Here is a 23,559-nt window from a genome sequence, read left to right on the forward strand (position 1 = left end):
CTGGACAGGGCCGGTCTATGTGGCCGGATGACAACGTCGATGATCTTTCGCTTATGTTGCGCGCTACTGCTGGCATTTCTGCTTCCCATGGGGGCTGGCGCACAGGCACGCGCCGACGAACCGCGCGTGGTGCGCATCGATCCGGTCATACGTGATGGCACGCTGGAAATCGACGCCGACATCGACATCACGCTCAACAGCCAGTTGCGCGACGCCGCCGAGCGCGGGCTCCCCCTCTATTTCACCGCCGACCTGGTAATCAGCCGCACGCGCTGGTGGTGGTTCGACGATACCGTGGTCGACACCTCGCTGACCTGGCGGGTGGTGTACAACGCACTGACCCGCCAGTGGCGGGCGGGAGCGGGCGAGCTCAGCCTGCCGGTATCGTCGCTGGACGAGGCCATGGACATGGTGCGTCACATCCGGGGCTGGCGGCTGGCCGAGGTTTCCGAGCTCGATTACGGCGTGTCCTACAGCGGCCAGATGCGGTTGCGGCTCGACACCTCGCAACTGGCGCGGCCCTTCCAGGTGAACGCGCTCAACAGCAGTTCGTGGTCATTGGCCACGCCGTGGGCCGATTTTTCGTTTTCGCTGGCCGAACCTCAGGATCCGTCATGAGAATTCTGCTGCGCGTTGCGCTGATCATCGGTGCGATCAGCGGGCTGGCCTTGCTGGGTCTGTTGGCGTGGTCCACGGGCAACGCGTCGCGCTTTGCGCGTTACTACGATACGCTGCTGGTGCTCAATGGTGTGTTCGCGCTGGCGCTGTTCGTGTGGGTGGTGGCGCTCACCACCCGGCTGGTGCGGCAGATCCGCCGCAGGCAGTTCGGCGCGCGCCTCACGGCACGTTTCGCGCTGGCCTTCGCGCTCATCGGCGTGGTGCCGGGGGCCCTGATCTACACCGTATCGGTGCAGTTCATGTCGCGCTCGATCGAATCGTGGTTCAACGTGCGCGTCGACAGTGCCCTGGAATCCGGCCTGAACCTGGGCCGTGCCGCCCTCGATTCGCTGTTGGCCGACATGGATGCGAAGGCGCGGGCCATGGCGGCCGAACTCAACACCACGCCAGATCGCGACATTCCCCTCACCTTGACGCGGTTACGTGAATCCAGTGGCGTGCAGGACGTCATGGTGTTTACAGGCAGCGGGCGACTGGTGGCTTTCTCCACCGACCAGTACGGCCAGCTGCTGCCCGAAATCCCGCCCGCGACGGTACTGAACCAGTTGCGCCTGAGCCGCGGCTATTCCGCCGCCGAGGCAGACGATTCGCACTTCGCGAAGGGCAAGGGGGGGCTGCAGTTACGCGTGGTCATTCCGCTGAACTCGCCAGCGCGCTATGAAAGCCTGACGCCCTTGCAGACCGAGCCGCGCTGGTTGCAGCTGTTGCAGCCGGTGCCGGACCAGATCGCCGACAACGCGAACCAGGTGCAGCAGGGCTTTCGCGACTACCAGGAACTGGCGCTGTCGCGGCTGGGCCTGCGCAAGCTGTATGGCATCACGCTCACGCTGGCGTTGTTGCTGGCGGTATTCGCGGCCATCGCGGTGGCCCTGTCCCTGTCCAAGCGGCTGGTACGGCCGCTGCTGCGGCTGGCCGCCGGGACGCAAGCCGTGGCGGTGGGCGATTACCGGCCGCTGCCCGAGCCGCCCGAACGCGACGAAGTCGGGCAGCTGACCCGGTCGTTCAACGCCATGACGCGCCAGCTGGACGAAGCCCGCCACATGGTGGAAAGCAATCGGCGTCAGCTCGAGCGTTCGAACGTGTACCTGGAAAGCGTGTTGTCCAACCTGTCGTCCGGCGTGCTGGTGTTCGACGAGGGATTTCGCGTCACCACGGTGAACCAGGGCGCTCAGGCCATTCTGCAGGCAGACCTGCGTTCGGTGATCGGCCGGCCGCTCGAAACCGCCGACGGTATGCTCGAATTCATTCAGATCGTGCGCAAGGCGTTTTCGCAGCACGCGGCGGTGGGCTCCGAACGACTGCACTGGCAGCAGCAGTTCGAGGTCACCCTGGCCCCGGCCGCGGGGTCCGACGAGCCGCCGCAGTCGATTACGCTGCTGGCGCGCGGCACGCATTTGCGCGTGGATGGGCGGGGCAACGGTTATCTGGTCGTATTCGACGATATCACCGAGGTGATTTCGGCGAACCGCACGGTCGCCTGGGGTGAAGTGGCGCGCCGTCTGGCGCACGAGATCAAGAATCCGCTGACGCCCATTCAATTGTCTGCCGAGCGGCTTGCCATGAAGCTGGCCGACCGCCTGCAGCCGGCCGACCGTCAGATGCTCGAACGGTCTACCAACACCATCGTCAACCAGGTGGGTTCGCTGAAGCAGATGGTCGATGACTTCCGCGAGTACGCGCGCACGCCGCCGGCCGTGATGCAGTCGATCGACTTCAATGCACTGGTTGCGGATGTGCTGGCCCTCTACGGATGGGAACCCGGCGAAAAGACGGCCCTGCGGCACGGCGCGGCGCTGAACCTCGATGTCGAACTCGAGCCGGGCCTGCCGCTCATCGAGGGCGACCCCACTCAGCTGCGCCAGGTCATTCACAATCTGCTGTCCAACGCGCGTGACGCCGTGGCCGATCAGGCGGGCGAAGGCCGTGTGCGCGTCACGACCCAGCTGATGGGCGGACTCGACGGCGAAGACGTGGCGCAGCCTGCGGTGCGCTTCACCGTCGCCGATACCGGGCAGGGGTTCACGCAGAAGGTCATGCAGCGCGCCTTCGAGCCGTATGTCACCACCAAGGCGCACGGTACTGGGTTAGGATTGGCTATTGTGCGCAAAATCGTCGAAGAGCATGGTGGCAGGATAGACCTCGCCAACCGCAAGGAAGGGGGCGCGAGAGTCTCGATTCTGCTGACCCGGCTGGCAGCCCGCGGGGTTGCTATGGACGCGCCCGCGCAAGAAAAGGATAATGCGGCTACGCAATAGGTGGATGGTTTATGGCCAGAATTCTGGTGGTTGACGACGAAGTCGGTATTCGCGAGCTGTTGTCCGAGATCCTTTACGACGAAGGACACACGGTCGAGCTGGCCGAAAACGCGGCAGAAGCGCGGGCGGCGCGGCTGCGCACGCGGCCCGACCTGGTGCTGCTCGATATCTGGATGCCCGATACCGACGGCGTCAGCCTGCTCAAGGAATGGGGCTCGCAGGGTCTGCTCGACATGCCCGTCATCATGATGAGCGGCCATGCCACCATCGACACCGCCGTCGAGGCCACGCGCATCGGCGCCATGGACTTCCTCGAAAAACCCATCACGCTGCAGCGCCTGCTGAAGACCATCGCGGCCGGACTGGCACGCGGCCGCGCGCCGCATCCTGCGCCTGCCGCGGCGCCGCTGGCCGCCGTCACCCCGCTGGTGGCGCTGGAAGACGAACTCGATCCCCCGGGCGCTCTGGCGACGCCCGCCGTCCCCGAAGCGCCGTTGGCCAACGGGCGGCTTGGCTCCATTGCCCTCGACCAGCCCCTGCGCGAAGCCCGCGACGAGTTCGAGCGCATCTATTTCGAATACCATCTGGTTCGCGAAAACCACAGCATGACGCGGGTTTCCGAGCGCACCGGCCTCGAACGCACGCACCTGTATCGCAAGCTCAAGCAGTTGGGTATCGAATCCGCGCGCAAGCGGGGCACATGAAGATCCTCATCATGGGGGCCGGCCGCGTGGGTACCAGCGTGGCCGAAAATCTGGTGTCGGAGCACAACGACATCACCGTCATCGATACGAATATCGATCATCTGCGTTATCTGCAGGACCGATTCGACCTGCGTGTCGTCCATGGCGACGGTACCCAGGTATCTGTTCTTGAATCCTCCGGCGCCGCCGACGCCGACCTGTTCATCGCGTGCTCGGCTTCCGACGCCGCGAATATGGTGGGCTGCAAGATTGCCCGGCAGCTCTTCAATGTGCCGCGGCGCATCGCGCGTATACGCATGCCGGATTTCGCCGAACATCCCGAACTGATGGGCGAAGAAGGCTTCTGCATCGATGCGCTCATCAGCCCCGAGCGCAGCGTCACCACTTATCTGCACAGCCTGATCGAGTTTCCCGAGGCGCTGCAGGTCGTGGAATTCGCCGATGGCCGCATCAGCGTGGTCACCGTGCGCGTCGGGCATGGCAGCCCCATGGCGCACCACCCGGTGGCGCAGCTGCGCGACGTATGGCCCGACGTGGCCGCGCGCGTGGTGGACGTGGTGCGCGATGGCCGTGCGTTGCAGGCCGATCGCGGCACCGTCATCGCCCCGGGCGATGAGGTCGTGCTGGTGGTGGATTCCCGGCATGCGCGTCGCGCCGTGCGCCAGCTGCGCGAGGCCGAGAAATCGGTGCATCGGGTCATGATCGCAGGCGGGGGCAACGTCGGGTTGCGCCTGGCGCGAAAACTGGCCGACGAGAACTACAGCGTGCGCATCATCGAGCGCGATGTGAAGCGATGCGAGTACCTGGCGGCGGCGCTGCCCAGCAACGTGCTCGTGCTGCATGGCAGCGGTACCGACGAAGAATTGCTCGAACGCGAGAACATCGGCGACATGGACACGTGGCTAGCCCTGACCAGCGACGACGAAGACAACATCATGTCGTCCCTGCTTGCCAAGCGGCTGGGCGCGCGCCGCGTCATCGCCCTGATCAACCGGCAGGCCTATGGCGAACTGATGCAGGGCAGCCATATCGACATTGCCGTCTCACCCTCGCATGCCACCATGAGCGAACTGCTGCGCCATGTGCGTCGCGGCGACATCGCGGTCGTGCATCGTTTGCGGCAAGGCGTGGCGGAAGCCATCGAGGCCGTCGCGCACGGCGACCGCCACACGTCCAAGGTGGTCGGGCGCGCGGTCGGGGACATCCGACTGCCGCGCGGAGCCAGCATAGGCGCGCTGGCACGCGGCGATGAAATCCTGATGCCGGACGCCGACACCATCATCCAGACCGACGACCACGTCATCGTGTTCGTGCCGTCTCGGCAAATGATGCCGCGCGTTGAGAAGATGTTCCAGGTATCGGCGTCGTTCTTCTGAGTCGCCAAAACAACCTCGCCATGTCCGGGCCCGCTACTTCCATCCTGCCATCCGCATGAACCGTCTGCTGGCTACCTTCTACGTGGCGGGGCTGACCATGGTCGTGTTCTCGCTCACCCTGCTGCTGCCCCTGGGCATCGCTTACCTGGGCGACGACGGGGGGTTCACGGCATTCCTCGACGGTTTCCTGCTGGCCTTCGGCGCCGGAGGGGCCACGTGGCTGGCCACACGGCGGGGTCGCAGCGAGCTGCACGCGCGCGATGGTTTCCTGCTGGTGTCGGTGGTCTGGGTCAGCCTGCCGCTGCTGGCGTCCATTCCTTTCCTCATCTACTTCAATCGCGCCGGAATTCCACTGTCGTTCACCGACGCTTATTTCGAAGCCATGTCGGGGCTCACCACGACCGGCGCCACCGTATTGCTGAATCTCGACCAGCTGCCTGCGTCGATCAACCTGTGGCGCGCCACCCTGGTCTGGATCGGCGGGCTGGGCATCCTGGTCCTGGCGGTGGCCATCCTGCCCCTGCTGGGGGTCGGCGGCCACCAGGTGGTGCGGGCCGAGACTCCGGGCCCCATGAAAGATGAACGGCTGACGCCCCGCATCGCCAGCACGGCCAAGGCGCTCTACGCGGTGTATTTCGGGCTGTCGCTGCTGTGCCTGGTCGCGTATCGCGCGGTGGGGATGAGCTGGTTCGATGCCTGGTGCCATACCGCCACCACGATGGGCCTGGGAGGCTTTTCCACCCGGGATGAAGGCTTCGCATACTTCGATTCCGTGTCGGTGGAAATGGTGGCCATGGTCTTCATGACCCTGGCCGGCATCAACTTCGCCACGCATTTCAGCGCGCTGCGCCAGGGGCGCCTGCGCGCCTACCTGGTGTGCCCGCAAACGATTCCCTATCTGGCCATCATGCTGGGAGCAGGCCTGGTGATATCGGGCTACCTGTACTTTCGCGGGGTCTATGCCGACCCGCTGCAGGCGCTGCGCTTTGGCATGTTCAACACCATTTCGGTGGCTACCACGACCGGCTTCGCCAACGTCGATTACGCCGCCTGGCCGCTGGTGGCGCCGCTTACCATGCTGTTGCTGTCGGGCTTCGTGACGTCGGCCGGATCCACAGGCGGCGGCATCAAGATGGTGCGTGCGGTGCTCTTGGTAAAGCAGGCGCGCAATGAACTCGTCACCATGCTGCATCCGAATGCGGTCAGCCCCATCCGCATGGGGGGGCGCCTGGTCGACCAGCGCGTCATGGCGTCGGTCCTGGCGTTCATGCTCGTGTATGGCCTGTCCATCGGCGTGCTGACGAGCCTGTTGCTGGTCTCGGGGCTCGATCCCATCACCGCGTTCTCCGCCGTTTTCGCCAGCATCAACAACACGGGGCCGGGCCTGGGCCCGGTCGGGCCCATGGGCACATACGCCGTCCTGTCCGACTTCCAGACCTGGGTATGCACATTCGCCATGCTGATAGGGCGGCTGGAACTGTTGACGGTCGTGGTGCTGTTCACGCCGATGTTCTGGCGCAAATGAAGGCAGCGGCGCTGGCCTGCCTTCAGCCCACTTGATACCGCCGCAGGGCCGTCAGGTCCGGTTCAACGCCCAGTCCCGGCGCGTCGGGCAGGCCGAGCCAGCCGTCTTCCAGCGTGCCGAGCGGACACACCATTTCGCGCAATGGATTCGGGTTGGCGTCGACTTCCACCAGCCCGCCGGGGCCCAGCGCGGCGCGCAGGTGCAGGGATGCGGCCAGGCCGATGCCGCCGCCCAGCCAGTGCGGGCAGCACACCAGGCCGGCCTGTTCGGCTTTCCGGCCCACGGCCAGGCAGCCGGTGATGCCCCCCCATTTGGCCACGTCGGGCTGCAGGAACCGCAGATGCCCGTTGCCGATGGCGGCGGTGAATTCGTCGTGGCCTCGCAGATTCTCGCCCGCGGCCAGCGCAACCGGCGACGTTTCCGCCAGGCTGCGCCACGCGTCCAGCGATTCGTCGGCGGCAATGGGCTCTTCGATCCAGAAAGGCTCGTATCGGGCCAGCGCCTCGATGCGCTGCGCGGCGGTGGCCGGTTCCCAGGCCTGATTGGCATCGACCATGATCTGGGCATCGGGTCCCAGGGCGGCCCGCATGGCCTCGAAGTCGGCCAGGTCCTTCTCGGCATCGAAGCCGACCTTGAACTTGAAGGCGGTATAGCCCTGCGCCTGCTTGGCCAGGGCCGTGTCGGCTACGTGAGCGGGCCCCAGCCCGCTGGCATACAGGCGCACGCGGCCCGTGGCCTGGTCGGATGCGGCAAGCAGGCGCCACAGCGGCAGGCCGGCCCGGCGCGCCTGCATATCCCATAAGGCCTGGTCGATGGCGGCCACGGCCTGCGCCATCGGGCCGGGCTCGCCGGCCTGCAGGGCCATGCGTCGCAAGCGGCGCGTCAGGTCGGCCCACGTCATCGCGGGCTGGTCGCTGGCCGTGCCTTCCACCAGCGGCGCGATGATTTCGCGCACGATGCGGCCACGGTGCTCGGCACCCACCGTAGGGAAATTGCAGAACACTTCGCCCCAGCCCCACGCCCCGTCGCTGGCGCTGACGCGCACGAAGACGGCGGGCCGGTTGGTCATGCTGCCGACGGCGGCGGCTACCGGTTGCTCGATGGGCGCGCGGTATACCCAGCATTCGACTTTCGTTACGGTCATGGCAGCCCGTTATTCGACCGAAATGCCGATGTCGTTTGCGACCTTGCGCCACTTCTCCAGTTCCGCGCCGATGTACTGGCGAAAGGCCTGGGGCGTGCCGGCGTCCGGCGTGAGGCCGGCTTCGGCCAGCCTGGCGGCGATGGCCGGGTCGGCCTGGATCTTGTTGATGGCCCGGTTCACCTGTTCAACGATCGGCGCGGGCAGGCCCGCGGGGCCCGCCAGGCCCTGCCACGCAACGGCCTCGAAGCCGGGCAGGTTGGCGGCTTCGGCGATGGTGGGCAGCTCGGGATATTCGGGGCGGCGTGCCAGGCCGCAGACGCCCAGCGCCACCAGTTTGCCTGCCTTGACCTGCTGCATCATCGACCCCTGGTCGGCGAAGATGAGGTCGACGTGGCCGGCCACCAGGTCGCCGACCAGCGCGCCCGTGCCCTTGTAGGGCACATGCAGCAATTTGGTGCCGGTGCGGGTCTGGAACAGCTCGGCCGCCATCTGCTGCATGCTGCCCGTGCCCGACGACCCATACGTCAGCTTGCCCGGGTTCGCCCTGGCGTAGGCGATCAGTTCCTGCGCGGTGCGGGCGGGCACCTTGGGATTGATGACCAGCACGTAGTTCACGTTGACCGTCTTGGTGATCGGCGTGAGGTCGGCGAGCGGGTCGATCGGATTGTTCTTGTACACGACCGGATTGATGCCCAGGATCGCGATATTGCCCACGAGCAGCGTGTGCCCGTCGGCCGGCGCGCGCTTGACCATCTCGGCGCCGATATTGCCGCTGGCGCCCGGCCGGTTCTCGACGATGACGGTCTGGCCCAATGCCTGGCTCAGCTCCGGCCCGACGATGCGGGAATAAATGTCCACGGCCCCGCCAGGCGAGAACGGCACGACAAGCCTGATGGGTTGGCTGGGGTAGGCGGGCTGCGCAGACGCGCGGCCTGCGGCGAGCGCGGCGGTGGCCAGCAGCGTGCCTTGCACGAACTGCCGCCGGGTGGGGGCGTAGGGTTTGCTCATGTTGTCTCCTGGTGCGGGTGCGCCGCTGTGATGTCTCGTCTGGCCGGGCTTCCATCAGGCACGGATTATCGGCAGGGCAGCATTCAGCTTCAATTATGTAATTTTCATTAGCTCATACAATATTCATATGAGCAGCCTGAGCTCGAAGCCGCCCCCCGCAACTGCCCCGTCGCCATCGGCCGCCTATCGGCTCGACCGGCTGAGGCTGCGTCACCTGCGCCTGCTCGACATCATCAATCGCGAAGGTTCGCTGGGCGCCGCGGCTCGCGAGTTGGGTCTGAGCCAGCCGGCGGTGACGCTGCTGCTGCGTGAACTCGAAGACGTTTTCGAGGCGCGCCTGGTCGAGCGCGACGCCCGTGGCGCGCGCCTGACCCAGACGGGGCGCCAGGCGCGCGAACGGCTGGTCATCGCGCTTGCGGCGGTGCAAGCCGCCATAGGTACCGCGCGGCATCCGGCCCAGGTGCCGACCTTGCGCGTGGGCTGCGTCCCACTGGTGGGTTTCAGCGCCATGCCTGCCGCGCTCGTGAAAATGCAGGAATCCCACGCGCTGCCATACATGCAGATCGAAGAAGCCGAGGCGCTGACGCTGCTCAAGGCGCTGGCCGGCGGTGAACTGGACTGCGTCGTCAGTTGGCTGGACGAGACCATCGCCGCCACCGTCAATCTGGAACTCTTCCGGATAACGCCTCTCTGGCCCGGCCGAATGCAGGTGTTCGCATCGGCGCGCCACGCCCTGGCCGTACGCCGGCAGGTGCGCATCGCCGACCTGGCTGACGCCGCGTGGGTGGTGCCGCAGCCCGGGTCGCGCACTTATGCGGCCTACCAGCGTCTGTTCCTCAACCACGGGCTGGTCGCGCCGCGCCCCCGCCTGGTGTGTACTTCCATCCATACCGGGGTGCACATCGTCGCGGCCGGCGACATGCTCGGCATCGGCCCCGACCGCCTGGTGGCGCAGTATCGCGACAGCCTCGACCTGCGCGTCCTGCGCGGGCGCGACCTGGCCGCCGGCCGCGCCCAGCTTTCGTTTTTCACCTTGAAGGCCGCGGCCGGATTCGAACCGGCGTTGCGGCTGCTCCGGGCCTTGCGCGGTCCCCAGTCCGACTAGCCCGTGCCGGCGCCAGTGCGCCGGTTGGAGGCGGCCCCCGGCCAGGCATGCGGTTTGCTAACGGTCACGCGCCGTTAAACCCGGGGCCGCAAAATGCCCGGGATTTCCCGGATTAGGGTTATCCCATCCCCGGTCGAGACACCAGCTTTTTCGCCCCTGAGCGCGGGGTTGTCCGCTGCAGGCCGCGCCAATATTGGACTGTAAGTGCTTACTCACAAGGTCGTCACAGATGAAAACGTACCGCAGCGTTAAGTTGCGCACAATTGTCACGATTTCGACGCTTCCCGACATAAAGTTGCGGCTATCATGCGCTCATAAGACGCCGTCTAGTGCCCCCCGGGAAGCTGCCGGGCTTCAAGGCCGAACGGCGCGCTCCCACCAACTATCTTAAGGAGTCGGAGATGGAACAGATTCCGTTCATTTCGTCCGCCCCCAACACGCTTGGCATCGAACTCGAGCTGCAACTGATCAACCAGCGCAGCTTCGACCTGGCCCCCGCGGCCGACGAACTGCTCGCCCAGATGGCCAACCATCCGATCGCCGACCGGGTCAAACCCGAGATCACCCGGTCCATGATCGAACTGAATTCTTCGGTGCACGAACACCCCATCGGCCTGCTGGCCGAAATGCGCGAAATGCGCGATGCCCTGTGCCTGGCTGCCGACGCGGTCGGCGTCTCGGTGGCGGGCGGCGGGGCCCACCCCTTCATGCGCTGGCAGGACTGCTCGATTTCAGATACGCCGCGTTTCCAGTACCTGGCCGAAATGTACGGCTACCTGGCGCGGCAGTTCACCGTGTTCGGCCAGCATATCCACCTGGGTGTGGCGTCCGGTGATGCCGCGATCCGACTGGTGCGCGGCCTGTCGCCGTACGTGCCGCACTTCATCGCTCTGTCGGCCTCGTCGCCCTATTACGAAGGGGTGGACACGCTGTTTTCGTGCTGCCGCCTGAACGCGGTCAGCAGCTTCCCCCTGGCTGGCCATTTGCCCGCCGACATCACCGACTGGTATCGCTTCGAAGCCCATATTGCGCAGTTGCGCGCCACTGGTCTGGCCGAAAGCATCAAAGACCTGTACTGGGATATCCGTCCCAAGCCCGAATTCGGGACCGTGGAAATCCGTGTCTGCGATACCCCGCTCTCCGTGGAGCGGGCCTGCCAGCTGGCGGCGTTCGCCCAGGCGCTGGCGGTGCTGGTCACCCGCGAGCCCGAGCCGCCTGCGGCCGCCTGGCTGGCCTATCGCAGCAACCATTTCCAGGCGTGCCGCTTCGGTCTGCAAGGCAGTTATGTCACGCCCGCCGGCGAGCGGCTGCGCCTGATCGACCACATGCGCAGCCTGTTCCAGCGGCTGATGCCGATTGCCGAAGAATTGGGAACCAGCGACGTGCTGAGCGCGCTGCGCGATGAATCCATACGCAATGGCAACGACGCCCGCTGGCTGCGCGGCCAGTTCCATCGCGTACGCGACCTGCCGCTGGTGGTGGAAACCATGACGCGCGCCTGGCGCGGCGAGCGCGAGCCGACGGCTGCCACCGAAATCCCGCGCCGGCGCATCCGGGCCAATTCCGAGCCCGTGCATGAAGTACAGGCGCTGGCGGCTCCCGAGGCCGGCCGGAACCCTGGCTGGCACCCCGAACGCCTGCACTGAGGGCAGGGGGTCTAGAGGTCGGTGCGGCGTCCCTTGATGGCGCTGACCGACAGCCGGGTTTCGCCTGGCGCGCTGCGGCGTGCCGCGGCACGCCAGGCATGGCCGTAGGCGACCTCGATCGTCAGCGGAATCACCCCCTGCGCATTGCGCTGCGCCTCGAGCGCCGCGCACAGGCGATCGCGCCAGCTGCGTCCGACCAGCCCGCCGCGCCGGTGGCGGGCCGGGTTGCCCCCGAGGGCGCGCACGTCCTGCAGCAGGCGCTGCGCCGAGCGATAGGTCAGTGTCAGGGTTTCCTGGTCCATGACCGGGTCGGCAAAACCGTTTTCCACCAGCAGATCGCCAAAGTCGTGCATATCCACGAACGAGGGGGTCGCGGTGCGCAGCCCCGCGTCGGACAGCGCCTGGCGCAGTTCGCGCAGGGTGCCCGGCCCCAGGCACGAAAACATGGCGAGGCCGCCCACCTTGAGCACGCGGCGCCATTCGGCCAGCACCGTATGCGGCGTCGGGTGCCAATGCAGCGCCAGGTTCGACCACACCATGTCGAGCGACTCAGCGTCCAGATGGGTGTGAGCCAGGTCCGCGCACACAAAGCGGGGGCCCTGGGCCGACTTGCCCCTGAGCCTGCCCAGCAGCCGCGCCACGCCGGCGATCTCATGGCGCTGGCGTGCGTGGGCAAGCACTGCGTCGCTGGCGTCCAGGCCCAGGTAGCTCGCGTCGGGGTAGCGTTCGCGCAGCAGCGGCAGGTTGTCGCCGGCCCCGCAGCCGGCGTCCAGCAGCGCGGCGGGTTGCAACCGTATGTACTGCAACCGGCCGAGCATGCGGCGCGCAACTTCGCCGTACAGGAACTGTGCTTCGGACAGGTCGCCACGGCGCGAGAACTGCTGCACGACGTGGGCGGGCACCAGGGGCAGGGCAGGCGGGGATGCGGAGGCAGGCTGTGACATGAGGAGCGCGCAGCCGGGGGGCGGCACTGGAGAAACGTGATGTGATATCGGCCGATCGTCTCTGCGCCGACCGTCATGCCTTCCATTATTGCTCATCCGGGCCTGTTGCTGCCGATGACGCTGGTGCGCCGCCTGGTATCGCGCCTGCCCTCCGATTGCCCGCTGTGCGAAGCGCGCGCTGCGGGCGGGCTGCTGTGTGCGGGCTGCAGCGTCGATATTTCGCTCACCATGCGCGAGGCGCCGGCGCGCTGTCCGCGCTGCGCCCTGCGCCTGAGCGCCTCGGCGTCATCGTGCCCGGCCTGCGTCGCAGCCGCTCCGGCCTATGCGGGCGTCGTGGCGGCTTTCGATTACGAGCCGCCGTTCGATACCTTGATCAGCCGCTACAAGGCAGAACGGCGCTTTGGGCTGGCGGCGGCATTGGCGCGCCTGCTTGCCGAGCAGGTCGCAGTCCAGGCGCCCGGCCTGCCCGAGAGCCTGGTGCTGGTTCCCATCCCGTCGAGCCGGGCCTCATTGCGGCGTCGCGGCTTCAATCCGGCTGCCGAACTGGCCGCCGCGCTTGCCCTGCTTCTGCATAGGCCCCTGCGCCGCGGGCTGTTGCGGCGCGTGCGCGAAGGCCCGCGGCAAGCCGCCGGGAGCCTCCAGGCGCGCCGGCAGGGGGCGGCGGGGCTCTTCGACTGCACGCGTCCGGTGGCTGGCCACGCCATAGGCCTGGTCGACGATGTGATGACCACCGGCAGCACCGTGGATGCCGCCAGCCGCGCGTTGCTGCAGGCCGGCGCCACCGAAGTGCTCGTGCTCGTGGCCGCCCGCACGCCGCTGCGCCGTGTGGGCGGCGTTCGCTGAACGCCGTTCAGCGCATCACAAACGGATTTCCGACGGGTGATCCCGCGTTGATGACCACGCTCTTGACCTGTTGGTATTCGCGCATGGCGTCGATGCCGCTTTCGCGGCCCAGGCCCGAATCTTTATAGCCGCCGAATGGCATCAGGTAGCTCACCAGGCGATACGTGTTCACCCACACCGTGCCCGACTGGATGCGCTCGGCCATGCGTAGGGCACGGCCGATGTCGCGCGTCCAGACGCCGGCGCCCAGGCCGAAACGCACATCGTTGCCCAGGCGTACGGCTTCTTCTTCGTCTTTGAAGCGAATGATGGAAAGCACGGGGCCGAAGACTTCTTCCTGGGCAATGCGCATCTGGTTGTCGACGTCGCCGAATATCGTGGGCATGATGAAACGGCCGTCTTTCCAGGGGCCTTCGCGCACCGCTTCGCCGCCCAGCAGCAGGCGTGCGCCTTCGTTGCGGGCGATGTCGATGTACTCGAGCACCTTGCGATATTGCGGCGGCGTGGTGATCGGGCCGACCTGGGTATCGGATTGCATCGGATCGCCCATGCGGGCGGTGCGCGCCAGCGCCAGCAGCTTTTCGACAAAGGCATCATAGATGGTGTCTTGAAGCAGCAGCCGCGAACCCGCAATGCAGGTCTGACCCGTGGCGGCGAAAATGCCGGACACCGCGCCGTTCACGGCATCGTCCAGGTTGGCGTCGTCGAAAACGATGTTGGGCGACTTGCCGCCCAGTTCGAGGCTGACGTGCTTGAAGTGGCGAGCCGCCTGCTCATTGATGAGGCGCCCGGTGGCATCAGAGCCCGTGAATGTAATCTTGCTGACCTGCGGATGCGTGACCAGCGGCGTGCCCACTTCGGCGCCGAATCCGGTAACCGCATTGACCACACCGGGCGGAAAGCCGGCTTCCTCGAACAGTTTGACGAATTCCAGCGTGGACGCCGACGTGAATTCAGAAGGCTTGAGCACCACCGTGCAGCCGGCGGCCAGCGCCGGGGCGATTTTCCAGGCCGTCAGCAGCAGGGGCGAGTTCCACGGCGTAATGGCAGCAACCACACCCAGCGGCTCGCGACGGGTATAGCCAAAGTGCCCGGGCTTGTCGATGGGCGGCACCGTGCCTTCGATCTTGTCGGCCAGGCCGCCGTAGTAATAGAACCATTGCGGTACGTACTTGAGCTGGCCGGCCATTTCGGCATACAGCTTGCCGTTGTCGCGCACTTCGATACGCGCCAGCGCCTCGGCCTCGCGGGCGATGAGGTCGCCCAGGCGGTGCAGCAACTGCCCGCGCTGGCTCGGCGTGTAGCTGGCCCACGGGCCTGTACGGCCAGCGCGATGGGCGGCCTGTACCGCGCGGTCGACATCGTCGGCGTTGCCCTTGGGTATGCTGGCCCAGGCCTTGCCGTCGCAGGGGTTGTCGGATTCGAACCATTCGCCGGAGGCGGGGTCGACGTACTGGCCATCGATATAGAGCTGGTAGCGTTTCATGTTTGTCTCCGTGATGTTTTTGATGGCCGGCCCGGCGGCCGCGCTGTATGGAACCGTTCATTGTGGCGCAAGCGCGCCCCCGTGAGTACGTCGTGTCCGGCGAATGCGCTTCATTTTTGTGAAAGTGCCGCTTAGCGCCGGCGCAAGCCCGGCCGCCACCCTGGCACAATAGCGGTCAACTTACCGCGGCCCGGCCGCGCGCAGGATGCACCCCATGTTTCACGTCGTACTGGTCTGTCCCGAAATTCCGCCCAACACGGGCAATGCCATCCGTCTGTGTGCCAATACCGGCGCCCAGCTGCACCTGGTGCGTCCGCTGGGGTTCGAGCTCGACGACGCGCGCCTGCGGCGCGCCGGGCTCGACTATCACGAATGGCAGCCCGTACAGGTGCATGACACCCTGCCGCTGGCCCTGGCTGCCACCGGCGCTGCGCCCGATCGCGTCTTTGCCCTGACCACCCGGGCCCGACGCAGCGTGGCCGACACTGCGTTCAGCCCCGGCGATGTGTTCGTGTTCGGCCGCGAAACCGCCGGGTTGTCGGACCAGCACATGGCCCTGTTCACGCCCGAACAATGTCTGCGCCTACCGATGCGGGCGGGTCAACGCAGCCTCAACCTTTCGAACGCGGTGGCCGTGACCGTGTTCGAGGCATGGCGCCAGCAAGGATACGAGGGCGCTGCCTAGCGGCCGGTGTATTCGGCGGGTTCCTGCGGATAAAGCGGGCGGGCGCGCTTGCGATAGGGAAAGAGGGAGTAGTCCGAGGTGGTGGGGCCTGGGCTGTCGCATTCGACCAGCCCCGCCGAAATGGGTACGAACACCGGCCGGCAGTACATGCGCGACTTCAGCACCAGGTATCGGGCATCGCGCGGATCGATTCCCACGCTTTCGAACACGCCAAGATCCCAGGGTTCGTGCGGACGCTCGCACAGCACCAGGCGCAGCGCGCCTGTATCGAGCACCGCCGTGCGCCCCATATGGCACAGCATGCCGGTGTAGGTGGGGCCGCTGATCCGATACTGGCCGTTGGTCAGCGTGCGTACGACACCCTGCAGCGCCAGTGGTTGCGCCCGGATGCCCAGATGCGCCAGCGAGCGTTTGTTGCCCACCTGCACCGTAACGCGCGCCCCTTCGCCGGCTTCGGTCAATTGCGCCACCGCCTCGGGGTCGCACAGCGGGCCGGCCACGATGCCTTCCAGCCCTTGCGCCAGCGCGGCCTCAAGTACCGCAGTCGTATCGCAGGTGCCTCCGGAATTGCAGTTGTCGCCATGGTCGAGCAGCAGTACGGGGCGGGTTTGCCCGGTCGCCAGCCTGCGCGCCCGGCCCAGCGAGGCATCGAGCGGTTCGCTGCGATAAACGAATCCGTCGCGCTCGCGCCAGATCTGGTCGGCCACGCGGGACGCGGCGTCTTCGGCCGCGGCGAGGTCGCCGTCGGCCACGGCGATGACGCTGATGCAGGGGCGCTCGATATCGGCCAGGCTGAACCCCGCCAGTACCGACACGGCCAGCAGTCCGCGTGTTTCGAGTTCGCGCGCCGCTTCGACGGCCGCCTGCATGGCGCCCTGGTCGGTGGCCGAACGCAGTGTGTGCGTCATCAATGGCAACTGGCGCCACGCCATGGCCGGCCGGCTCGTGCCGTCCAGCATGCCGAAAAGCAGGCGGCCCGCATGTTCGCCGGTTTCGTACATGTCGACGTGGGGGTAGGTCTTGAAGCCCACGATGACGTCGGCGTTATCGATCATGGCCTGCGTGACGTTGCCGTGCAGATCGAGCGCTACGCCGATGGGCACGCCGGGAGCGGCGGCGCGCAGGCGCCGCAACAGATCGCCTTCGCCGTCATCGCAATGCTCGGCCACCATGGCGCCATGCAGGTCCAGCAGGATGGCGTCGCATCCGGGCGCTGCAGCGATGATGCGCGCGCACATGGCGTCGTATGCGTCGGCCGACACCGGGCCGCTGGGGTAGGCCCACGCCGATACCGGCGTCGCCAGTTCGGCGCCGCGCGCTTCGGCCAGGTCGATGAACGCGCCCATCGCCGTGCGCTGGCCCTGATTGGCCCGGTAGGCATCGCCATCGTAGTCCGGCCCGTTCTCACCGAACGCGGACAGTGGCGTGGGTACCGGCGAAAACGTGTTGGTTTCGTGATTCAGGCGGGCGATCAGGACCTTCATGGGCGGCTCCACGGCAGGCGTGCCCGCGGCCATGATGGCCGCCGGGCGGCACAGGCACAACGATATTACCGGAGATATGCCGCCGACGGTTCAGCGCCTGTAGCTCCACGCCACGCGCCGGATCTCGGTGGCCAGCGATTCCGCGGCAGCCGTAAGCGGCCGGTGGGACACCGAGGCCAGATACTGGATGATGGGTGGAAATGCCAGCGGGATCGGGATCACGTCGATGAGCCCGGCGTCGTGGAACACCTTGACGGTTTGCGGGGTCGCCACCGAGAGGTAGTCGGAGCTGATGAGCAGTGACACCATGCCCAGGATCGACCCGCGTCTGATCCGGCAGGGAAACGGCGTCACGCCCACCTCTTCGAATGCGGTTGCCAGAATGCGTTCTGCCTCGCTTCCGGCGCCGAGCCAGCCGAACTCTGCCAGGTCGCGCAGATCGGTGGCGTTGGCCATCGGGTGGCCCTTGCGGCAAATGACGATGAGGTCCACGCTGAACAATCGTTCGAGCGACAGGTCGTCCGGCAGGTCATCGGGCTCTGCCGTGCCGACGGCAAAATCGCATTGCCCTTCGCGCAGCATCGACAGTGCTTCCATAAAGGGCGCGCCGATGATCTGGACCTGGGCGGACGGATAGCGGGGCAGGTAGCGTTGCAACGCCGCAGGAAGCAGCATGGCCTCGGCCACATTGGAAATGGCCAGTTCCACCCGCGGCGTGTGCGCCTGGGTCAGTGCGGCGAGCTCTTCTTCGGCCCTGCGCAACTCAGAGACGACCACCCGGGCCCGGCGCAGCAGCAGCCTGCCGGCATCGGTTAGCTGTATGCCTCGCGCACCGCGGATGAGCAGGGTCGATTTGCAGTCTCGTTCAAGCGCCACCAGGTTGCGGCTGATGGCCGCCGGTGTGACGCCTCTGGCGGCTGCACCCGCGCGGACACTGCCCGCCTGCACCACAGCAAGAAAATCCCGAAGATGTGTATCTCGCAATTTTTGCCTCGACTCTCTAGCCGGCCGGATCGCCCTGCGCACCCCTCAGCGCATCCAGCCCCCCCTTTATCATGAAATCCTTGTCGCTTCCCAGCGCCAGCAGCGTAAAACCGCATTCGGACGCCGTGCGTGCGAAGGAATCAGTCAGACAATACACGCCGGCGATTTTGCCTGCTTTCCGGCATGCTGCCACAACGCGCTGCATCGCTTCCTGCACTGCGGACAGGTCATCCACCCTCTGGCCACCGGAAAGACTGATGCCCAGGTCTGTGGGCCCAAGAAAGACGCCGTCCAGGCCTTCGACCGCGAGGATTTCATCGATGCGATCCAGCGCATCCTGGGTTTCTATCATGGCGATGGCCAGGCTGTAGCGGTTGGCTGCCTCGAGATACTGCTGCCGTGTCAACCCGCTCAGCGCCACGGACTGAAAAGGCCCCCAGCTTCGTTCCCCCGTCGGGGGGTACTTGCAGTATCCGACGAACTGCCGCGCCTGCTGCGCGTCGGCGATCATGGGCGCAATGATGCATGACGCGCCAGCGTCCAGCAGCCGCGACGACCATGCAAGACAGTCGACGGGCACGCGCACGATCACCGGCTTGCCCGCTGCGGCAACCTCGGGTATGGCGCGCATGACATCGGCCATATCCAGACGCGAATGTTGCAGGTCGTAGGCCACCGCGGCAAACGGCAGCCTGGCCAGGAGGGGTCCCAACTCGGGGGCCTGGGTGACCCATGCAGTGATTGCCTGTCCGGCGTTGGCCAGACGCTCGGCAAGGTGCATGAATGGAGTGCTTACGGGTGCCTGGTCTTGCATCGCTCTGCCCCTGGTCGGAACCTTGATGGAAAGGCAGGCCGGCGAGCCGGCCCGAAGTACATGGCGAGACGGCCGACCCGACGCGCGGGGCAGCCCATCGAATGCGCACAGCCTTCAAATGGGTTCGAAGTCGGCGAGCTCGGCGCCTTTCTTCCAGAACTTCAGCGCCTTCTCGTAGTTCGCGAGCAGGTCTTGCGGCGTGCCGCTTTCTGCCTTGACGCCCAGCGATTTCAAGCGCGCCTGGAACTGCGGCGTCACTGAAATCTGCCGGACTTCGGCGTTGAGTCTGTCAACGATCTCCTGTGGCGTGCCCTTGGGGGCCCAGAGTCCGATATCCCACATCATGGTGTAGTCGGCGCCCATCTCAGAAAGCGTCGGGACGTCGCCCATGAGCTCGGACCGGACCTTCCCGCTGGTGGCCAGCGCGCGCACGGTGCCGTCCTTCAGATAGGGGATGAGCGGAGAGGGCGATACAAAAGTCAGGTCGATCTGATTCGCCAGCATATCGACCAGCACGGCCGGATCGGTTCGGTAGGGGATGATGCGGTACTTCAAAGGCTTGCTGCCGCTGTTGACCAGCACATTGTTCAGCATTGCCAAGCCGAGTACGACGCCCGGCGTGGCGCTTCCGACTTTCAGGTCGTTCGTTTGCGACCACTCGACCAGCTCGGCGAATGTCTTGACCGGCAGGGCACTTCTCACCGCGATGAACCAGTCCGTCGAGTAGACCTGTACCACCGGGGTCATTTCTTCGTTGAGCAGTGCCGAATTATGTTTGGTGAAGACGGGCGCATGGCCACCCATGCCGGCGAACAGAAAGGTGTAGCCATCTGGCCGCGCACGCACGCCATACTGAACTGATATCGTCGTGTTGGCCCCCGGCTTGTTTTGCACGACGAACGATTGGCCCAGCCGCTTCTCGAGTTCACTGGCCAACTGGCGCAGTACCGAGTCGCTCTGGCCCCCCGGGCCGGAAGAGGTCACAAAGCTCACGGTTCGGTTAGGCCAAGGCTGTGCGAAGGTGTTGCTTGCCGCGACCAGCAGCATCATGGCCACACTGGCGATACTGATTTTCATCTTATTGCTCCGATTGTTTTATCAGCTTATGGATGTTTTGGATGGCAGGATAAGCGAGCAGCTACTCGATGGTGATGTTTTCTTCTTTGATGATCTTGGTCCAGCGCGCCACCTCGCCATCCAGAAATGCCCGGAATTCCGCTGGCGTTCCGCCGCCCGGAATCGCGCCCGCCAGCGCGAGCTTTTCCGCAACATCAGGCGAACGGATGGCCCAGGTAATATCCTCTGCCAGTTGATTGATTACCTGCGGCGGCGTGCCTGCTCGCGTGAAAATCCCGAACCATGCGGCCGCGTCGAAGCCCGGGAAGCCTTGCTCCGCAATGGTGGGCACATCAGGCAGCCAGGGCAGTCTTTTGGACGAGGTCACGCCCAACGGAATGGCGTTGCCCGCCTTGATGTGCTGCAGCGCGCCGTTGTCGAACAGCGCATCCACTCGCCCGGCGATCAGGTCCTGCAGCGCGGGCGCGCTGCCGCGGTACGGAACATGCTGGTACTTGATGCCCGAGCGGCTGAAGAACAGCACCCCTCCCAGGTGCGTAAATGAAAGCGTGCCCCCGGACCCGAACAGCACGGGTTTCTGTCCGTCGGCCTTGAACTTGTCGACGAATTCGGCCACGGTCTTGACGCCCAGGCTGGGCGGAACGATGAACACATTGGGTGCCGATGTCAGCAGCGTCACCGGCGCCAGATCCTTTTCGGTGTCGTAGGGCAGCTTCAGAAACAGCGGGTTCAGCGCCACGGGCATGGCCGTGAGCAGCAGGGTGTAGCCGTCGGGCGCGGCAGACGTCACCTGCTGCGTCGCAATGACGGTATTGCCGCCGGGTTTGTTGTCGACGATGACCGTCTGGCCCCATCGCTCTCCCAGTTTCTGTGCAAGCAGCCGGGCCTGCGTATCGGTGACGCCGCCGGGCGGGTAGGGCACTACCAGCCGTACCGGCCTGTCCGGGTAGCTCGCGGCCTGTGATGGCGTCGCGGCCACCGCCCATATTCCCAGCACCATGGCGGCGAGCAGCCGCGCCCCGGTGGGAAAAAATGCTCTCTTTGTCATGTTGTCTCCTCCGTGTTGTAAAGCATTTAGTTGTCGTCGCCGGCCATGACGCCTGTGGCGGTCGTCCGCGCGGCGCTTCACAAGTGCAGCGCGTTTCCGAAAGCTTGCAGTACCGCCTCATGCATTGCCTCGGACTGGGTAGGATGCGCAAAAACGGTTTGCATCAGCTCTGCCTCCGTGGTTTCCAGTCCCATGGCTACCCCGTACGTGTGGATCATCTCGGTGACATCGTTGCCTACCATATGCGCACCCAGCAGCTCGCCGCTGGCCACGTCGAAAATGACCTTGACGAACCCCTTGGTCTCACCGAGCGCGATTGCCTTGCCGTTGGCGCTGAATGGAAAACGGCCTACCCGTATGGGTTGTCCGCGGTCGGCCGCCTGCCGCTCGGTCAGTCCAACCCGAGCCACTTGGGGATGGCTGAAAATGCAGGCAGGGATACGGCTTGGATCGATGCCGCATACCGGCATGCCCGCAATTTTTTCAATGCAGGCGATCGCCTCGTGGCTAGCCTTGTGGGCCAGCCAGGGGGCCGCGGCAACGTCGCCGATGGCGTAGACGCCGGGCTCGTCGGTTGCGCCGAACCGGTCTGTGACGATGTGTCCGTCCTTGACGTTGACCGCCGTATTCTCCAATCCCAGGTCTTCGCAATTGCCGGTGATGCCGGCGGCGACGAGCACGACGGACGCGTGAATTGTTGAGCCGTCAGCGCCGAGCAGCGCGATTTCCCAACCGGCCGTCGTCCGTTCAATACGGCCGATCCGGCTGCCCGTGTGCAATGCAATTCCGTCCGCACGCAGGGCTCGGGCCAGATGGTCCGATACCTCTTCGTCTTCAGTCGGAAGCACTCTGTCCGCCGATTCGACCACATGCACATCCACGCCCAATGCTCGGTAGAAGCAGGCGAACTCAATTCCTATGGCGCCTGCGCCCACGATCAGCATGCTGCTGGGCAGGCTGGCGGGCGTCAGCGCTTCCCGGTAAAACCACACCTTGTCGTCCGCGGACGGAAGTCCAGGCAAGGGCCTGGCGCGTGCGCCGGTGGCCAGTACGATGTGGCGCGCGGACACGGTCGTGGTTGCCTGGCTGGAATCGATCCTCACTCTGGCGGCGCCGCAGAGTCGGGCGCGGCCGCGCAACAGCGTCACCTCGTTCTTTTTCAGCAGGTGGTCGACGCCGCGTTGCAATTCCGACGCGACGTTGCGTGAACGCTGCACCATGGCGGCCAGATCCGGTTCGGGAGAGGCGCTCTTGATGCCGAAGGCGTCTGCCGCGCGCACCAGGCGCAACACGTCGATCGATCGCAGCAGCGCTTTGGTGGGTATGCAGCCCCAGTTCAGGCAGACCCCGCCCAGTTCGGACATTTCGACGATCGCGGTACGCATGCCGAGCTGGGCCGCCCGGATGGCCGCGACATATCCGCCGGGCCCGGCTCCCACCACCAGGACATCGAATCGTTCAGGTGCCATAGGCGTTTCAGATGAGGGCGGCAAGGGGGTTCTCCACCATCGCCTTGAAGCGCGCGAGCCATTTCGCGGCCACGGCGCCATCGACCGCACGGTGGTCGACCGACAGGACGACCGTCATCATCGTGGCGATGCTCAGCTGGCCGTGTTCGACCACGGGCCGGTCTTCAGCGGCGCCCACGGCAAGAATCGCGCTTTGCGGGGGGTTGATGATGGCAGAGAATTCTCTGACGCCATGAGGTCCGAGATTGCTGACGGAAAAGCCGCCTCCCTGGTAGTCGCTGGGGGCGAGCGCGCCCGCGCGCGCCTTGTCGACCAGGCTGGCGATCGTGCTGCTCAACGCCAGCAATGGTTGCGTGTCCACGCCGATGATCACGGGCGTCAGGATGCCTTGCGGCACCGACACGGCGATGGCGACATCTACCGATCGATGTTGACGCAGCGCCGATTCCGTCCAGCTGACGTTCAGCTCCGGAACGTCGCGCAGCGCGGCGCCTGCGGCTTTGACGATGAAGTCGTTGACCGTCACCTTGCGAGGCGCGGTCTGGTTGATCCGGGTGCGCAACTCCAGCAGCTCGTTCAATCGGCAGTCGGCGCGTAGGTAGAAGTGCGGAATGGATTGCTTGCTTTCGGTCAGGCGCCGGGCAATGGTGCGGCGCATATTGCTGTGCGGCACCTCCAGATAGGCGGCTGACGTGGGGCTCGCGCGGTCCATGCCGGGCGCGGGGGTCTGCGCAGACGCGCACGCCGCAGGTGTGAACGCCTGGGCAGCGAGCACATCGTTCTTCACGATGCGCCCGTTCGGACCGCTGCCGGCAAGGGAGGCCAGGTCGAGGCCGGCCTCGACCGCCAGCCGCCTGGCCACCGGGCTGGCGAAAAGCCGCCGCGCCTCGTGAGTGGTCCCACTTGCCGTCGGCGGGGCGACGGCATCTTCCGGCAGCGCGGGGGGCGGGACTTGCGCGTGCAAGGGGGGGCCGGGCGATCGCACCGGCCCGTCCGCGACGATCTCCGAGAGCGGTCTGGGCTCTTCCCCGTCTTGCAGCAGCACGGCAACAGGATCGCCTACTGGCACACTGCATCCTGCGGGTGCAAGTATCTCGCCCAGAACACCCGATTGCTCGGCCTGCAGTTCGACAATCGCCTTGTCGGTCTCGATCTCTGCAAGGCACTCACCCTGCAGCACCACATCGCCCGTCTGCTTCAGCCAGGCCACGATCGATGCGGAGTCTGCGTTCGCTGCCACACCGGGCATACGTACCAAAGTCGCCATTTGTATTTCTTCCTTGA

20 protein-coding genes are annotated in these 23,559 nt (G+C 65.9%); 9 read left to right on the forward strand and 11 right to left on the reverse strand.

Annotated features, from left to right (window positions below):
* Positions 1 to 39: 39 nt before the first annotated feature.
* Genes ACV17W_RS14775 through ACV17W_RS14795 form a run of 5 tightly spaced genes read left to right on the forward strand, consistent with a single transcriptional unit; the run spans position 40 to position 6,538 of the window.
* Positions 40 to 618 (forward strand): DUF4390 domain-containing protein, encoded by a 579-nt coding sequence (locus tag ACV17W_RS14775; protein ID WP_462593081.1) that lies wholly within the window; start codon positions 40 to 42, stop codon positions 616 to 618.
* Positions 615 to 2,933, forward strand: coding sequence for a sensor histidine kinase (locus ACV17W_RS14780; RefSeq protein WP_462593082.1), 2,319 nt, complete (start codon positions 615 to 617; stop codon positions 2,931 to 2,933). Before ACV17W_RS14775 ends, ACV17W_RS14780 begins: the two co-directional genes overlap by 4 nt.
* A gap of 11 nt (positions 2,934 to 2,944) precedes the next feature.
* The gene (locus tag ACV17W_RS14785; protein WP_462593083.1) at positions 2,945 to 3,637 is read left to right on the forward strand and encodes a response regulator; all 693 of its coding nucleotides are present in this window, start codon (positions 2,945 to 2,947) and stop codon (positions 3,635 to 3,637) included.
* Entirely contained in the window at positions 3,634 to 5,013 is a 1,380-nt protein-coding gene (trkA, locus tag ACV17W_RS14790; protein ID WP_462593084.1) for a Trk system potassium transporter TrkA, read from the forward strand. Before ACV17W_RS14785 ends, trkA begins: the two co-directional genes overlap by 4 nt.
* A 55-nt stretch (positions 5,014 to 5,068) precedes the next feature.
* Positions 5,069 to 6,538: a TrkH family potassium uptake protein gene (locus ACV17W_RS14795; RefSeq protein ID WP_462593085.1), complete on the forward strand. Its 1,470-nt coding sequence runs from the start codon at positions 5,069 to 5,071 to the stop codon at positions 6,536 to 6,538.
* A 22-nt stretch (positions 6,539 to 6,560) separates the two neighbouring features.
* On the opposite strand, the gene ACV17W_RS14800 is transcribed toward ACV17W_RS14795, so the two are convergent.
* Complete coding sequence (locus ACV17W_RS14800) at positions 6,561 to 7,682, reverse strand: mandelate racemase/muconate lactonizing enzyme family protein (RefSeq protein ID WP_462593086.1); 1,122 nt, start codon at positions 7,680 to 7,682, stop codon at positions 6,561 to 6,563.
* 9 nt (positions 7,683 to 7,691) lie between these two features.
* Complete coding sequence (locus ACV17W_RS14805) at positions 7,692 to 8,690, reverse strand: Bug family tripartite tricarboxylate transporter substrate binding protein (protein ID WP_462593087.1); 999 nt, start codon at positions 8,688 to 8,690, stop codon at positions 7,692 to 7,694.
* Positions 8,691 to 8,817: 127 nt separating this feature from the next.
* On the opposite strand from ACV17W_RS14805, the gene ACV17W_RS14810 reads away from it, so the two are divergent.
* Together ACV17W_RS14810 and ACV17W_RS14815 are read left to right on the forward strand one after the other, a co-directional pair.
* The gene (locus ACV17W_RS14810) at positions 8,818 to 9,795 is read left to right on the forward strand and encodes a LysR substrate-binding domain-containing protein (protein WP_462593088.1); all 978 of its coding nucleotides are present in this window, start codon (positions 8,818 to 8,820) and stop codon (positions 9,793 to 9,795) included.
* Between the two features lie 401 nt (positions 9,796 to 10,196).
* On the forward strand, positions 10,197 to 11,441 hold the full coding sequence (locus tag ACV17W_RS14815; RefSeq protein WP_462593089.1) for a YbdK family carboxylate-amine ligase: 1,245 nt from the start codon (positions 10,197 to 10,199) through the stop codon (positions 11,439 to 11,441).
* Between the two features lie 11 nt (positions 11,442 to 11,452).
* On the opposite strand, the gene ACV17W_RS14820 is transcribed toward ACV17W_RS14815, so the two are convergent.
* Positions 11,453 to 12,385 (reverse strand): methyltransferase domain-containing protein, encoded by a 933-nt coding sequence (locus tag ACV17W_RS14820; RefSeq protein ID WP_462593090.1) that lies wholly within the window; start codon positions 12,383 to 12,385, stop codon positions 11,453 to 11,455.
* A gap of 75 nt (positions 12,386 to 12,460) precedes the next feature.
* Between ACV17W_RS14820 and ACV17W_RS14825 the strand changes: the two genes are divergently transcribed.
* On the forward strand, positions 12,461 to 13,228 hold the full coding sequence (locus ACV17W_RS14825) for a ComF family protein (protein ID WP_462593091.1): 768 nt from the start codon (positions 12,461 to 12,463) through the stop codon (positions 13,226 to 13,228).
* A gap of 7 nt (positions 13,229 to 13,235) precedes the next feature.
* On the opposite strand, the gene ACV17W_RS14830 is transcribed toward ACV17W_RS14825, so the two are convergent.
* Positions 13,236 to 14,714, reverse strand: coding sequence for an aldehyde dehydrogenase (locus ACV17W_RS14830; protein WP_462593092.1), 1,479 nt, complete (start codon positions 14,712 to 14,714; stop codon positions 13,236 to 13,238).
* A gap of 214 nt (positions 14,715 to 14,928) precedes the next feature.
* On the opposite strand from ACV17W_RS14830, the gene ACV17W_RS14835 reads away from it, so the two are divergent.
* Complete coding sequence (locus tag ACV17W_RS14835; RefSeq protein WP_462593093.1) at positions 14,929 to 15,399, forward strand: tRNA (cytidine(34)-2'-O)-methyltransferase; 471 nt, start codon at positions 14,929 to 14,931, stop codon at positions 15,397 to 15,399.
* Here ACV17W_RS14835 and ACV17W_RS14840 read toward each other — a convergent pair.
* The 7 genes from ACV17W_RS14840 to ACV17W_RS14870 form a co-directional block, all read right to left on the reverse strand.
* Positions 15,396 to 16,883 (reverse strand): M81 family metallopeptidase, encoded by a 1,488-nt coding sequence (locus ACV17W_RS14840; protein WP_462593094.1) that lies wholly within the window; start codon positions 16,881 to 16,883, stop codon positions 15,396 to 15,398. The genes ACV17W_RS14835 and ACV17W_RS14840 overlap by 4 nt on opposite strands.
* A 90-nt stretch (positions 16,884 to 16,973) precedes the next feature.
* Positions 16,974 to 17,867 carry a LysR family transcriptional regulator gene (locus tag ACV17W_RS14845; RefSeq protein WP_462593095.1) on the reverse strand — a complete coding sequence of 298 codons (894 nt, stop codon included), beginning with the start codon at positions 17,865 to 17,867 and terminating at the stop codon, positions 16,974 to 16,976.
* 16 nt (positions 17,868 to 17,883) lie between these two features.
* Positions 17,884 to 18,648 carry an HpcH/HpaI aldolase family protein gene (locus ACV17W_RS14850; protein WP_462593096.1) on the reverse strand — a complete coding sequence of 255 codons (765 nt, stop codon included), beginning with the start codon at positions 18,646 to 18,648 and terminating at the stop codon, positions 17,884 to 17,886.
* Between the two features lie 147 nt (positions 18,649 to 18,795).
* Positions 18,796 to 19,758, reverse strand: a complete 963-nt coding sequence (locus tag ACV17W_RS14855) for a Bug family tripartite tricarboxylate transporter substrate binding protein (protein ID WP_462593097.1) — start codon at positions 19,756 to 19,758, stop codon at positions 18,796 to 18,798.
* A 61-nt stretch (positions 19,759 to 19,819) separates the two neighbouring features.
* Positions 19,820 to 20,806, reverse strand: coding sequence for a Bug family tripartite tricarboxylate transporter substrate binding protein (locus ACV17W_RS14860; RefSeq protein ID WP_462593098.1), 987 nt, complete (start codon positions 20,804 to 20,806; stop codon positions 19,820 to 19,822).
* 77 nt (positions 20,807 to 20,883) lie between these two features.
* Positions 20,884 to 22,275 carry a dihydrolipoyl dehydrogenase gene (gene lpdA / locus ACV17W_RS14865; RefSeq protein ID WP_462593099.1) on the reverse strand — a complete coding sequence of 464 codons (1,392 nt, stop codon included), beginning with the start codon at positions 22,273 to 22,275 and terminating at the stop codon, positions 20,884 to 20,886.
* A gap of 7 nt (positions 22,276 to 22,282) precedes the next feature.
* On the reverse strand, positions 22,283 to 23,542 hold the full coding sequence (locus tag ACV17W_RS14870; RefSeq protein ID WP_462593100.1) for a dihydrolipoamide acetyltransferase family protein: 1,260 nt from the start codon (positions 23,540 to 23,542) through the stop codon (positions 22,283 to 22,285).
* Positions 23,543 to 23,559 lie beyond the last annotated feature (17 nt).

It is taken from the genome of Bordetella sp. MIP270_01_BMS (assembly GCF_054958705.1).